The sequence below is a fragment of the Streptomyces sp. 8N616 genome (assembly GCF_052246385.1).
GTDB lineage: Bacteria > Actinomycetota > Actinomycetes > Streptomycetales > Streptomycetaceae > Streptomyces.
In genome coordinates this window covers 117,598-130,413 of record NZ_JBQQBY010000004.1, presented here as the reverse complement: position 1 = coordinate 130,413, position 12,816 = coordinate 117,598, and the positions used below count along the sequence as shown (strand labels likewise).

Here is a 12,816-nt window from a genome sequence, read left to right as displayed (position 1 = left end):
TCTGACGGTTAGTCAGCTAGTACGTGGTGCGGGGTATGGGGTACGTCGGAGGTTGTGCGATGCGCGCAGACGTGGAGTTCGGCAGCATCCCGGGGCTGGTGTACGCGGCGGCGGAGCGCTACCGGGACCGCGAGGCCGTGGTCGAAGGGCGTACCAGGATCACCTACGGCGAGCTGGGGGAGCGCGTCGAGCGGGCGGCCGCGGCCTGCATCGCGGCGGGCGTCGAGCCGGGCGACCGGGTGGCGGTGTGGGCGCCCAACACGGTCGACTGGATCGTCTCGGCCCTCGGCGCCGTCACGGCGGGCGGCATCGTCGTCCCCGTCAACACGCGCTTCAAGGGCACCGAGGCCGCGTACGTCCTGGAGCGGACGCGGGCGAGGCTGCTGTTCATCACCGGCACCTTCCTCGGCACGTCGTACGTCGCCTCGCTGCGGCGCGCGGCGGGGGACGGCGCGGGCGAGGGCCCGCTGCCCGGACTGCCCTCACTGCGGGACGTGGTCGTCCTGGCGGACGACGCACCGGCCGACTTCCGCACGTGGAAGGACTTCCTGGCGGCGGGCGAGGTGGTGCCGGCGACTTCCGTACGGGCCCGGGCGGACGCCGTGCAGGCGAGCGCCCCCTCCGACATCACCTTCACTTCGGGGACGACCGGGCACCCGAAGGGCGTGGTCATCACCCACGCCCAGACGCTCCGGGTCTACGGGGTGTGGAGCGAGCTCGCGGGCCTCGGGGAAGGTGACCGCTATCTGATCGTGAATCCCTTCTTCCACACCTTCGGCTACAAGGCGGGCATCATCGCCTGCCTCATGCGCGGGGCGACGATGGTCCCGCAGCCGGTGTTCAACGTGGACACCGCGCTCGCCAATATCGCCGCCGAGCGCATCAGCGTGCTGCCGGGGCCGCCGACGCTGCATCAGTCGATCCTCGACCACCCGGCGCGTGCGCAGCACGACCTGTCGGCGCTGCGGCTGGTCGTGACGGGGGCGGCCGTGGTGCCGCTCGAGCTGGTGGAGCGGCTGCGCAGCGAACTGAGGATCGCGACGGTGCTCACCGCGTACGGGCTGACGGAGGCGAGCGGGACGGTGACCATGTGCCGGCGCGGCGACCCGGCGGAGGTCATCTCCGGCACGTCGGGGCGCGCCATCCCCGACACGGAGGTCAAGGTCGTCGCCCCGAACGGCGAGCAGCTGTCGCCGGGCCATCCGGGCGAGGTGCTGGTACGCGGCTACCACGTCATGTCCGGCTACTTCGAGGAGCCGCAGGAGACCAAGAAGGCCATCACACCGGACGGCTGGCTGCGCACGGGCGACGTCGGCGTCATGGACGCGCAGGGGAACCTGCGGATCACCGACCGCATCAAGGACATGTTCATCGTCGGCGGCTTCAACGCCTACCCGGCGGAGATCGAGCAGCTCATCGCCCGTCACCCGGACATCGCGGAGGTGGCGGTGGTCGGCGTTCCGGACCCGCGGCTGGGCGAGGTGGGCAAGGCGTACGCGGTACGGCGGGCGGGGGCGACGCTCACCGGGGACGACCTCATCGCCTGGTCGCGGCGGGAGATGGCCAACTTCAAGGTCCCGAGGGAAGTCGAGTTCCTGCGGGAGCTGCCGCGCAACGCGAGCGGCAAGGTGCTGAAGACACGGCTCAGGTCGCGGGCCCTGTGAGACCGCTGCACTGAGACCCGTCAAGCGGAGTTGGCGGGGGTGCCGTCGGGGCTGGTTTGAGGGGCCGGGATAGTCGAGTGGTTGTCCCGGGTGGCGACGGTGCCGCCGCCGGTGGAGTGGTTGTCGGCCATCGCGGGAGCCACAGAGCCACCGGTCGCGGCGACCGTGAGTGCAATCGTTATGAGAAGTCTCTTCGTGCAGAACATTGCCAGCTCCTGAGGGCCGTAGGGATGGGATGTCTATTCCCAGTTGAAGATGCGATGCGGATGCAAAGGCAGCGACTCTTCCGATGTCTGGCCAAAAGAGAGCGAAGGTTGGCGAGATCGCACAAGGAGATGCGGCCGCGACGGCTCCCCCTCCGTGCCGCCGCGGCCGTCCCCCGCTCGGTGTGGCCGGGGTCAGATGCCCCCACCAGTGGTGTGGTTGTCCAGCGGCTTGGTGTCCCCGCCGGTGGTGTGGTTGTCCTCAGGCTTGAGGTCTCCGCCGGCGGCGTGGCCGGCCAGTGCGGTCAGGCCTCCGCCGGTGGTGTGGTTGTCCAGCGGCTTGGTGTCCCCGCCAGTGGTGTGGTTGTCCTCCGGCTTGAGATCTGCGCCGGTGATGTGGTTGGTCAGTGCGGCGGTCACATCCCCGCCGGTGGTGTGGTTGTCCACCGGGACGAGGTCCGCGTGGCTGTCCAGGGTGGTGACGTCCCCGCCGGTGGTGTGGTTGTCCAGCGGCTTCACCACATCGGGCGCGACGGTTTTGGGCTTCTTCTCGGTCGTCATTGCGATCAACTCCTGTGAGTGCGCGCTCCGTTGAGCAACCCGCCCGGCGACTCCCCCGTGGGCCGCCGGACGGGCATATCGGAGCCGCTCACCATAGTGGTGGGGCCATCTCACCGACCCGTCTGCCCCCCGACGCGGCGGATCGGCACTCATGAGAATGGCGCGGAGCGATGAACGATCGATAAACGTCCGCGGCAATGCCCCCGGCAGGGGTTCAGGCCGCGGCGACCGGCGCGAGGAGGCGTCGTACCTCGTCCGCCTCCGGCGAGCCCAACTGCTCGTAAACGGCCAGCGCATCCTGCCAGCACGCCCGGGCCCGGTCCGCGTGGCCGACGCCGCTGAGAGCCTGCCCGAGCACGGTCAGCGCGTTCGCGCGCCGCCACTCGCCGCCGATACCGCGGAGCACGGAGAGCGACTGTTCGGCGTGGACGGCGGCCTGGGCCGGGCGCTGCGCTGCGAGATGGACTTCGGCCAGCCGGAAGTAGGTCATACCCTCCCACAGCCGCTGCCTGCTGTCGCGGAAGATCGCCAGCGCTTCGGTGAGTTGGTGCATGGCCTCATCGAGCCGCTTGTCCTGCGTGAGAGCAAGCCCGAGCGTGTACATCCCGTTGGCCAGCCGCATCGTGACGCCCAACTGCCGGTAGATGGCGATCGCTTCCTCCGCCAGCCGTACGGCACTGCTGATCCGCCCGGTGTTCAGGTGCACTCGCGAGAGGTTGCAGAGCGAACTCGCCTCGCACTGCTGGTTTCCGTCGGCCTGGAAGGTGGCCAGTGCCTGAGTCAGATACGCCTCGGCGTCCTCGTGGCGGTTCTGGTAGGTCGCGATGATGCCGCGGTCGTTGGGCGCGAAGCCGGAAGCGACGGGATCCTCGGCCGCGAGCCCGAGCAGCATGGCGGACTGCGCTTCCTTGTCCGCCTCGTCGAACCGGCCCGCAAGGCTGTGCAGATGCGCGAGCGAGGCGCGTACCCGCCCCTCGGCCAGCGGGTCGCCCACCTCTCGCGCGGCAGCCGCGAGCGCCGTGTTCGCCTGCCCCCACTGGCGGGAATCGGCTCCGGATTCGGCCAGGTCCTTGGTCACGAAGACGAGGTCGACCGCGCGCCTCAGCGTGCTCGGGCCGGTCAGCTGCTGGGCGCAGGCCAGCAGGCACCGGGCTTCGGTGAACAGCCACTTCAACGCCGCGTTCCGGTCCGGGAAGGACAGGCCGGGGCGCCGGGTGGGGGCGACGTGGGCCGTGACCCGGTCACCCGGCCGCTCCAGCGCGTAGACCCCCGCCGCCGTCGCCAGGTAGAAGTCCAGCAGCCGCGACAGCGCCGCGTCCCGCTCCGACGGGGGGAGTTCGTCCCTCTCCGCGCATGCACGCGCGTAAAGCCGTACGAGGTCGTGGAAGCGGTAGCGACCCGGGGCGGCGGATTCGAGGAGGGAGGTGTCCACGAGGGACTCCAGGAGTTCCTCGGTCTCGTAGGCGTCCAGGTCCAGCACCGCCGCGGCCGCCGTCAGGGAGATGTCCGGGCCGTCGGCGAGGCCCAGCAGCCGGAAGGCGCGGGCCTGTTGCGGTTCGAGCTGGGCGTAGCCGAGTTCGAAGGTGGCGCGGACCGCGAGGTCGCCCGCCTGGAGTTCGTCCAGGCGGCGGCGCTCGTCGCCCAGCTTCGCGGCCAGGACCGAGACGGTCCACGTCCGCCGCGCGGCCAGCCGGGACGCCGCGATGCGGATCGCCAGCGGCAGGAAGCCGCACGCCGCGACGACGTCCAGCGCCGCCTCCCGCTCACTCGCGACCCGCTCCTCGCCCACGATCTTCGTGAAGAGCTGAAGGGCTTCCTCGGGGCTCATGACGTCGAGATCGACCAGGTGCGCGCCCGCCAGGTCGACCATACGAGCCCGCGAAGTGATCAGTGCCGCGCAGCCCTCCGTACCCGGCAGCAGGGGCCTGACCTGGGCCGCGTCGCGGGCGTTGTCCAGCAGGACCAGCACCCGGCGCCCGTCCAGCGTCGACCGGTAGAGCGCGGCGCGCTCCTCGACCGCGTCGGGGATCGCGGTGTCCGGCGTACCGAGGGCGCGCAGGAACGCGCCCAGCACGGCCTCCGGCTCCGCGGCGCGCGCACCCGCGCCCTGGAGGTCCACATACAGCTGCCCGTCCGGGAAGCGGTCCCGGGCCGCGTGCGCCACGTGCACGGCCAGCGTCGTCTTGCCCACGCCGCCGATGCCCGCCACCGCCGACACCGCCATGATCCGGCCCTCCGCCGTCGCCAGCTGCTCGCCGAGCTCGCCGACGAAGGCCGCGCGCCCGGTGAAGTCGGCGACCGTCGCGGGCAGTTGCGCGGGCCGTACGACCGCCGCCTCGCGCGCCGGATCGCCGCCGTGCCCGCCGCCCGCAGGCGCGGCGGCCAGGCCCGCGTCGGCCTGGAGGATGCCCTGGTGCAGCTCGTTGAGCTCGGCGCTCGGGTCGATGCCGAGCTCGTCCGCGAGCAGCCGCCGGGTGTCCGCGTACACGGCGAGCGCCTCCGCCTGCCGGCCGCTGCGGTAGAGCGCCAGCATCAGCAGGCCGCGCAGCCGCTCGCGCAGCGGGTGGGCGGCGGTCAGCGCGGTGAGCTCGGAGATCGCCTCCGCGTGGCAGCCGACCTCCAGGTCCATCTCGAGGCGGGTCTCGATGAGTTGGAGCCGCCACTCGTCGAGGCGGGTGCGCTGCGCCTCGGCGTACGGGCCCGAGAGCCCGGCCAGCGGTTCGCCGTCCCAGAGGCCGAGCGCGTCGTTGATGAGGTCGCGGGCGCGGCTGCGGTCGCCATGGCTGCGGACCTTCTCGGCTTCGGCCGCCCAGCGCTCGGCCAGCGCGATGTCGAGGCAGCCGTCCGCGACCCGGATCGCGTACCCGCCCGACTCGCTGACCAGCGCGTCCGCGTCCGGTCCGAAAGCCTTGCGCAGCCGGGACGCGTACGTCCGCAGCGCGGCCACGGCGGCCTCCGGCGGGTCCTCGCCCCACAGCGCGTCGACCAGCTCGGGCGCGGTGGCGGTGCGGCCGCCGCGGAGCAGGAGGGCGGCCAGCAGGGCGCGTTGCTGCGGCGAACCGGTCGGCAGCGGCTGCTGGCCGCACCAGGCCCGTACGGGACCGAGTACGGCGAAACGCAGGCGCGCGCCGACCGCCGGTTCCTGACCCATTCGCTGCCCCCAGATCTCCTTATGTCAAGTCGCACACGCCAGTTTGCCTTGTGCATGACTGCTGCGTCACCAGGAGTCCGCTGTCTCCCCATCTCTCTACAAACCGTGTACAGAGGGCGCGGAGCAAGCGCCTGCCCGAGTAGCTGACGGTTCGTCAGATAAGCGCTACCGTGTCAGACATGGAGAGCTTCCCGAAGATAATCTCGGTGGACGACCACACGGTCGAGCCCCCCGGCGTCTGGCGGGACCGGCTCCCGTCGAAGTACCACGACGTCGGACCCCGCATCGTCCGCGCGCCCCTGAAGGAAATGACCTTCGTCGGAGGCAAGTTCGCCCCCAAGATGGGCGCCCCGGGCGACGAAGGACCCGTCGCGGACTGGTGGGTGTACGAGGACCTGCACCGCCCCCTGACCCGTCTGGATACGGCGGTCGGCTACGCCAGGGACGACATCAGGCTCGAAGGAATTACGTACGAGCAGATGCGCCCCGGATCCTTCTCGGTGCCCGAGCGGCTGGCCGACATGGACGTCAACCACGTCCAGTCCGCGCTCTGCTTCCCGACCTTCCCGCGGTTCTGCGGCCAGACCTTCACCGAGGCCAAGGACCGCGAACTCGGGCTGCTGGGCGTACGGGCCTACAACGACTGGATGGTGGAGGAGTGGTGCGGGCCCGAGGCGCAGGGCCGGCTCATCCCGCTGACCCTGATCCCCCTGTGGGACGCGGAGCTGGCGGCCGCGGAGGTGCGCAGGAACGCGGCGCGCGGCGTGCCGGCCGTCTGCTTCAGCGAGATCCCGCCACACCTGGGCCTGCCGTCCGTCCACACCGACGCGTGGGACCCCTTCCTGCGCGCCTGCGACGAGACCGGCACGGTCATCGCCATGCATATCGGGTCCAGCTCGAAGATGCCGTCGACCTCGGCGGACGCACCGCCGGCCGTCGGGTCCACGATCACCTTCGCCAACTGCTGCTTCTCGATGGTCGACTGGCTGATGTCCGGCACGTTCGACCGCTTCCCCGACCTGAAGATCATGTACGCGGAGGGCCAGATCGGCTGGATCCCGTACATCCTCGAGCGCGCGGACGTGGTCTGGGAGGAGAACCGCGGCTGGGGCGGCGTCGCCGACAAGGTGCTCCGCCCGCCGTCCGAGCTCTTCGCGGAACACGTCTACGGCTGCTTCTTCGACGATGCGGTGGGGCTGCGGAACCTGGACGCGATCGGGGTCGGCAACGTCCTGTACGAGACGGACTACCCGCACTCGGACTCGACCTGGCCCAAGTCGCGGGAGGTCGGCGAGGCCCAGATGGGGCACCTGGCGCCGGACGTCGTGGAGCGGATCGTGCGCGGCAACGCGATCGAGCTGCTGCGGCTGACGAAGGACGGCCTCTGGCCGGGGGCGTAGCGCCCAGGGGCCGAAGTGCCGGGGGCGTGGCGCCGGAGCCGCAGCCCGGTCGGCCCGCGCCTGCGGCGCGGAAATTCCGCCCGCCCGTCCGCCGGGCCCGCCGCCGGGCCCGCCGCCGGGCCGGGCGCCGGGCCGGGCGCCGCTTGGCGCGGCCGAGTGACCGACCGACCGTCGAGGAGACGACGTGGTTCAGATCCTGCCAGGAGGGCAGCTGGTGTACGGCATGCAACTGCCGATCCAGTCGCTGAGCACCATCTACGCGGAGCCCTGGGAGGCCGGGGCCGGGCCTGGCGATCTCGCCGAGGTGGCCAGGGCCGCCGACCGGCTGGGCTTCTTCTACGTCGCCTGCTGCGACCACGTGGCCATCCCCCGGCGGCTCGCCGCCGCCATGGGCACGACCTGGTACGACCCGGTGGCCACCCTCGCGTACCTCGCGGGACTCACCGAGCGCGTACGGCTGCTGAGCCATGTGGCCGTGGTCGGGCTGCGGCACCCGCTGGCCACCGCCAAACAGTACGCGACGCTCGACCACCTCTCCGGCGGCCGGCTGGTCCTCGGGGTCGGGGCCGGGCATGTGGAGGAGGAGTTCGCGGCGCTCGGCGTGGAGTTCGCCGAGCGCGGGCCCGTCCTGGACGAGGCGGTCGACGCGCTCAAGGCGGCCCTGGGGCCCGAGGAGTTCCCGGAGTTCGGCGGCGAACGCTTGGCGTTCAGCGGCCTCGGTCAGCGGCCCCGCCCGGCGCAGGAGCCGCGCCCGCCGCTCTGGGTGGGCGGCTCGTCCCCCGCGGCCGTACGGCGGGCCGCGGTCCGCGGCGACGGCTGGCTGCCGCAGGGGGACCCGCGCGACCGGCTGCCGCAGCAGATCGCCCGGCTGCATGCCCTTCGGGAGCAGGCGGGGGTGACGGAGCCGATCGAGATCGGCGCGATCACCGAGCCGCTGTACGTCGGTGAGCCCGGCTGGCACGTCGGCAGAAGGACGCTGTCGGGGAAGCCGGAGCAGCTGGCCGAGTCGCTGCGCGAGTACGCGGCCATGGGCGTGCACCAGATCCAGGTCCGCTTCCGGAGCCGGAGCCGGGCCGAACTGACCGACCAGATGGAGGCCTTCACCACGGATGTCGCCCCGCACCTGGACGGCTAGCCGTGGTGTGGGCATTCGTTCCGCGGGGCTGGGAGTCCCCCCGGACGGAGTCTGGGGGGCCACCACGGCCACCGGCCCGCACCCGACGCCCAGGGGGAGCCCCCTGGCTGGATTTGAGGAGTTCCTCATGGGCAAGCTGGACGGCCGCGTCGTCATCGTCACCGGCGCGTCGCGCGGACAGGGCGAGCAGGAGGCACGGCTGTTCGCCGCCGAGGGCGCGAAGGTCGTCCTCGGCGACATACTCGACGACCAGGGCGAGGCGCTCGCCAAGGAGCTGAGCGAGAGCGTCGCCACGTACGTCCACCTCGACGTGAGCCAGGAAGCGGACTGGCAGGCCGCGGTCGCCGCCGCCAAAGCCGCCTTCGGGAAGATCGACGGGCTGGTCAACAACGCCGGGATTCTCAGGTTCAACGAGCTGACCGCCACCCCGCTCGACGAGTTCCAGCAGATCGTGCAGGTCAACCAGGTCGGAGCCTTCCTCGGCATCAAGACCGTCGCCCCCGAGATCGCTGCGGCCGGCGGCGGCACGATCGTCAACACCGCCTCGTACACGGCCCTGACCGGCATGGCCGCCGTCGGCTCGTACGCGGCGACGAAGGCCGCGATCGTCGGGCTGACCCGGGTGGCGGCGCTGGAGCTGGCGGGCAGGAAGATCAGGGTCAACGCGATGTGCCCGGGCGCTATCGACACCCCGATGAGCAATCCCGCCCAGCTCGACCCCACGGCCGACCCGGCGGAGACCTCCGCGGCCCTGGACGAGCTCTACAGGAGGCTGGTGCCGCTCGAGCGCGTCGGGCGGCCGGAAGAGGTCGCCAGGCTGGCGCTCTTCCTCTCCAGCGACGACTCCTCGTACATCACCGGGCAGCCCTTCGTCATCGACGGCGGATGGCTGGCGGGAGTCAGCATTTTCTGACGAGGCATCAGCTATTGACGGCTCGTACGGCCGGTGCGACAGTCGTCTGCATCGCGAGCTGACGCTCCGTCAGATACAACCTCGGGACGGTGAACCTCCTTGGAATTCGGGATCTTCGTACAGGGATATGTGCCCGACACGCGGCGTGCAGTCGACCCCGAGGCGGAGCACAACGCTCTGATCGAGGAGACCAAGTACGTCATCCAGGCCGACACGTACAACTTCAAGTACGCCTGGGCCTCCGAGCACCACTTCCTGGAGCAGTACTCGCACCTCTCGGCGAACGACGTGTTCCTCGGCTACCTCGCGCACGCCACCGAACGCATCCACCTCGGCTCCGGCATCTTCAACCCGCTCGCCCAGGTCAACCACCCGGTGAAGGTCGCCGAAAAAGTGGCCATGCTCGACCACCTCTCCGAGGGGCGCTTCGAGTTCGGCTCCGGGCGCGGGGCCGGCAGTCACGAGATCCTGGGGTTCCTGCCGGGCATCACCGACATGAACCACACCAAGGAGATCTGGGAAGAGACGATCGCCGAGTTCCCCAGGATGTGGCTGCAGGAGGAGTACGAGGGCTTCCAGGGCAAGCACTGGTCGCTGCCGCCGCGCAAGGTCTTCCCCAAGCCGTACGGGAAGTCCCACCCCGGCATGTGGTACGCGGCCGGGTCCCCGTCCTCGTACGCGATGGCGGCGAAGAAGGGGCTCGGGGTGCTGGGCTTCAGCGTGCAGAAGGTCTCCGACATGGAGTGGGTCCTGGAGCAGTACAAGACCGCCATCCGGGAGGCCGAGCCGGTCGGCGACTTCGTCAACGACAACGTCATGGTGACGTCGACCGCGATCTGCGCCGAGACGCACGAGGAGGCCGTACGGATCGCGGCGGGCGCCGGGCTCAACCGGCTGCAGTCCCTGGTCTTCCATTACCACGACACCTTCCCGAAGCCCGAGGGGCTGCCGGTGTGGCCGGAGATGCTGCCGGACTTCAATGAGGAGATCATCGAGCTGCTCATCCAGGAGGAGCTGCTGATCTGCGGTGATCCGGACGAGGTGCTGCAGCAGTGCAAGCGGTGGGAGCAGGCGGGGGCGGACCAGTTGAGCTTCGGCATACCGATCGGGGTGCGGTTCGAGGACGTGATGAACACGCTCAGGCTGGTGGGCGAGCACGTGATCCCCAAGATCGACACGGACCCCGTCCACCGCACGACCCGCTTCCGCCAGGCGGCAGGCACCTGACGGCGCTCGCCGTGGTGTGGGCATGCGTTCCGCGGGGCTGGGGGCACCTCCCAGCGGTAGCTGGGGGAGGGTGGGCACAACGCGGCCACCGGCGTGCAGCCGCGTACGAAACCGGAAGCCCCCGGCGGGGGTGTGCGCCGTCGCCGGGTGCGGGCCGAGCTGGGCCCACCCTCCCCCAGCTACCGCTGGGAGGTGTGTGCCCCCAGCCCCGCGGAACGCATGCCCACACCCGTGAAACGTGGGCAGCTGCCGCCGTCCGGCGGGGGCTGCCCCGCACGGGACGGGGAAATCCCGGGCCGCCGTTCCGGGAGTGGCCCCGTCTGGAGGCCCCTCCGCGGCGGCCTCCGGCCGGGGCCATCGGGGCATCCGGCGCCCGGCCTTCGGGCGCGGGCGCGAGGACGCGGACGCACGGCGAACACGTCCGGAGCCCGAGCCGCGGCGGCCTCCGGACGAAACCACTCGGCCGGGCCGGCCGGTCCGGCCGTGACCCGGCCGACAGACCGCCTCAGCCGAGAAGGGACCTCAGCCATGCTCGACCACCTCATTCGCGGAGCGACCGTCGTCGACGGCACGGGCGCGCCCGCACGCGTCGCCGACGTCGGCATACGCGACGGGCGGATCGCGGTCGTCGCCGAGGCCGGTTCCGTCACGGAACAGGCCCGCAGCACCGAGGACGCCACGGGCCTCGTCCTCACCCCCGGCTTCGTCGACCCGCACACCCACTACGACGCCCAGCTCTTCTGGGACCCGTACGCCACCCCCTCCATGAACCACGGCGTGACCACCGTCGCCGGCGGCAACTGCGGCTTCACGCTCGCGCCGCTCAACCCCGGCCGTCCCGAGGACGCCGACTACACGCGCCGGATGATGAGCAAGGTCGAGGGCATGTCCCTGGTGGCGCTCGAAGAGGGCGCCCCCTGGAACTGGCACTCGTTCGGCGACTACCTCGACGCGCTGGAGGGCCGGATCGCCGTCAACGCGGGCTTCATGGCCGGGCACTGCGCGCTGCGCAGGCACGTCATGGGCCCGGACGCGGTCGGCGGCCGGCCCACGCCGGAACAGCTGGAGCAGATGCTCCGGCTCTTCCACGAGGCGATGGACCAGGGCGCGTGGGGCCTGTCCACCACCCAGTCCTCCACGCACTCGGACGGCGACGGCAAGCCCGTCGCCTCCCGGCACGCCGCGCCTGACGAACTGCTCGCGCTCTCCCGCGCGGTCGGCGAGCACGAGGGCACGCAGATCGAAGCGATCGTCGCCGGCTGCCTCGACCAGTTCGCGGACGAGGAGATCGACCTCTTCGTCGAGATGTCGGCCGCCGCGGGCCGGCCTCTCAACTGGAACGTGCTCACCATCGACGCGGCCGTGCCCGAGCGCGTCCCGCGCCAGCTCCTCGCCTCCGAGCGGGCCCGCAAGGCGGGCGGCAGGATCGTCACCCTCACCATGCCGATCCTCACGCCCATGAACATGTCGCTCGGCACCTTCTGCGCCCTCAACCTCATCCCCGGCTGGGGCGACATCCTGGGCCTGCCGGTGCCGGAGCGGATCGCGAAGCTGCGCGACCCCGCCGTACGGGCGGAGATGCTGCGCCGCGCGGACAGCAAGGAGGCCGGTGTCTTCCGGCGGCTGACGAACTTCGGCCGATACGTCATCGGCGACACCTACTCGGAGGCCAACGCAGGGCTCACCGGACGCGTCGTACGCGACATCGCCGCCGAGCGCGGCCAGGACCCCTTCGCCTGCCTGGTGGAGATCTGCGCCAACGACGAGCTCCGTACGGTGCTGTGGCCGATGCCGACCGACAACGACCCGGCCAGCTGGGAGCTGCGCAGGCAGACCTGGGAGCACGAGGACGTCATGCTGGGCGGCTCGGACGCCGGGGCTCACCTGGACCGGATGTGCGGTGCGCCGTACACCACCCGCTTCCTGGGGGACTGCCTGCGCGGCCGCAGACTGGTCGGCCTCGAGCAGGCGGTGAAGATGCTCACGGACGACCCGGCGCAGCTGTTCGGGCTGCGGGAGCGCGGCCGTATCGCCCAGGGCTGGCACGCGGATCTGGTGCTCTTCGACCCGGAGCGGATCGAGGCGGGCCCTGCGCGGCTCGTACACGACCTGCCGGGGGACAGCCCGCGGCTGGACTCGCGGGCGGTGGGAATCGTGAGCGTGCGGGTGAACGGTGTGGAGACCGTCCGGGACGACACCGTGACGGGCCGGATTCCCGGGATCGTCCTGCGGTCCGGCAGGGACACACGGACGGTGAGCACCGCGGGCTGAAAGAACCGTATGTGCTGCGGGTCGCGTTGACCGTCTCGTCCGCGACCCGCTCGGACTCATCCCTGGTGCTGCCGCTGCGCAGCACCATGTTTCTGTCGATGGCGTGCTCGCCGGCATCGCACGCTCAACCCGGCACGCTCATCCGAACTGCGCGGGTGAGTTCTCGTCCCGCGCTGCCCGGGTGCGGTGGTGCTACTCTCTTTCACAGCACGTGTGTACGCCGCGTCGCGGCGCCCGTGCTTGTTCGTTCGAAGGCTTCCGCAGTCGGCACCGTCACCGTCTTTCGATGAC

9 protein-coding genes are annotated in these 12,816 nt (G+C 71.3%); 6 read left to right on the top strand and 3 right to left on the bottom strand.

Annotation, left to right across the window (positions count from 1 at the left end; all coding sequences use genetic code 11):
* The first annotated feature begins 59 nt into the window (after positions 1 to 59).
* The gene (locus ACTWQC_RS05155; protein WP_443314315.1) at positions 60 to 1,664 is read left to right on the top strand and encodes a FadD3 family acyl-CoA ligase; all 1,605 of its coding nucleotides are present in this window, start codon (positions 60 to 62) and stop codon (positions 1,662 to 1,664) included.
* Between the two features lie 20 nt (positions 1,665 to 1,684).
* Here ACTWQC_RS05155 and ACTWQC_RS05150 read toward each other — a convergent pair whose 3' ends face one another.
* The 3 genes from ACTWQC_RS05150 to ACTWQC_RS05140 all read right to left on the bottom strand — a co-directional run bounded on the left by ACTWQC_RS05150 (position 1,685) and on the right by ACTWQC_RS05140 (position 5,579).
* On the bottom strand, positions 1,685 to 1,870 hold the full coding sequence (locus tag ACTWQC_RS05150; RefSeq protein WP_443314314.1) for a hypothetical protein: 186 nt from the start codon (positions 1,868 to 1,870) through the stop codon (positions 1,685 to 1,687).
* 192 nt (positions 1,871 to 2,062) lie between these two features.
* Positions 2,063 to 2,428, bottom strand: coding sequence for a hypothetical protein (locus tag ACTWQC_RS05145; RefSeq protein WP_443314313.1), 366 nt, complete (start codon positions 2,426 to 2,428; stop codon positions 2,063 to 2,065).
* A gap of 214 nt (positions 2,429 to 2,642) precedes the next feature.
* Positions 2,643 to 5,579: an AfsR/SARP family transcriptional regulator gene (locus ACTWQC_RS05140; protein WP_443314312.1), complete on the bottom strand. Its 2,937-nt coding sequence runs from the start codon at positions 5,577 to 5,579 to the stop codon at positions 2,643 to 2,645.
* Positions 5,580 to 5,758: 179 nt separating this feature from the next.
* Between ACTWQC_RS05140 and ACTWQC_RS05135 the strand changes: the two genes are divergently transcribed.
* From ACTWQC_RS05135 to ACTWQC_RS05115, 5 genes are all read left to right on the top strand, one after another.
* Positions 5,759 to 6,979 carry an amidohydrolase family protein gene (locus tag ACTWQC_RS05135; RefSeq protein ID WP_443314311.1) on the top strand — a complete coding sequence of 407 codons (1,221 nt, stop codon included), beginning with the start codon at positions 5,759 to 5,761 and terminating at the stop codon, positions 6,977 to 6,979.
* Between the two features lie 223 nt (positions 6,980 to 7,202).
* Positions 7,203 to 8,114, top strand: a complete 912-nt coding sequence (locus tag ACTWQC_RS05130) for a TIGR03619 family F420-dependent LLM class oxidoreductase (RefSeq protein WP_443314445.1) — start codon at positions 7,203 to 7,205, stop codon at positions 8,112 to 8,114.
* A 127-nt stretch (positions 8,115 to 8,241) separates the two neighbouring features.
* A complete protein-coding gene (locus tag ACTWQC_RS05125) occupies positions 8,242 to 9,027 on the top strand; it encodes an SDR family NAD(P)-dependent oxidoreductase (protein ID WP_443314310.1) in 786 nt (261 codons plus the stop codon).
* Positions 9,028 to 9,126: 99 nt separating this feature from the next.
* Positions 9,127 to 10,254, top strand: coding sequence for an LLM class flavin-dependent oxidoreductase (locus ACTWQC_RS05120; RefSeq protein ID WP_443314309.1), 1,128 nt, complete (start codon positions 9,127 to 9,129; stop codon positions 10,252 to 10,254).
* Positions 10,255 to 10,782: 528 nt separating this feature from the next.
* Positions 10,783 to 12,525 carry an N-acyl-D-amino-acid deacylase family protein gene (locus ACTWQC_RS05115; protein ID WP_443314308.1) on the top strand — a complete coding sequence of 581 codons (1,743 nt, stop codon included), beginning with the start codon at positions 10,783 to 10,785 and terminating at the stop codon, positions 12,523 to 12,525.
* Positions 12,526 to 12,816 lie beyond the last annotated feature (291 nt).

Coding starts and splice junctions, on each gene's coding strand:
- ACTWQC_RS05155 (WP_443314315.1), top strand. CDS start 60: ATGCGCGCAGACGTGGAGTTCGGCAGCATCCCGGGGCTGGTGTACGCG.
- ACTWQC_RS05150 (WP_443314314.1), bottom strand. CDS start 1,870: ATGTTCTGCACGAAGAGACTTCTCATAACGATTGCACTCACGGTCGCC.
- ACTWQC_RS05145 (WP_443314313.1), bottom strand. CDS start 2,428: ATGACGACCGAGAAGAAGCCCAAAACCGTCGCGCCCGATGTGGTGAAG.
- ACTWQC_RS05140 (WP_443314312.1), bottom strand. CDS start 5,579: ATGGGTCAGGAACCGGCGGTCGGCGCGCGCCTGCGTTTCGCCGTACTC.
- ACTWQC_RS05135 (WP_443314311.1), top strand. CDS start 5,759: ATGGAGAGCTTCCCGAAGATAATCTCGGTGGACGACCACACGGTCGAG.
- ACTWQC_RS05130 (WP_443314445.1), top strand. CDS start 7,203: ATGCAACTGCCGATCCAGTCGCTGAGCACCATCTACGCGGAGCCCTGG.
- ACTWQC_RS05125 (WP_443314310.1), top strand. CDS start 8,242: ATGGGCAAGCTGGACGGCCGCGTCGTCATCGTCACCGGCGCGTCGCGC.
- ACTWQC_RS05115 (WP_443314308.1), top strand. CDS start 10,783: ATGCTCGACCACCTCATTCGCGGAGCGACCGTCGTCGACGGCACGGGC.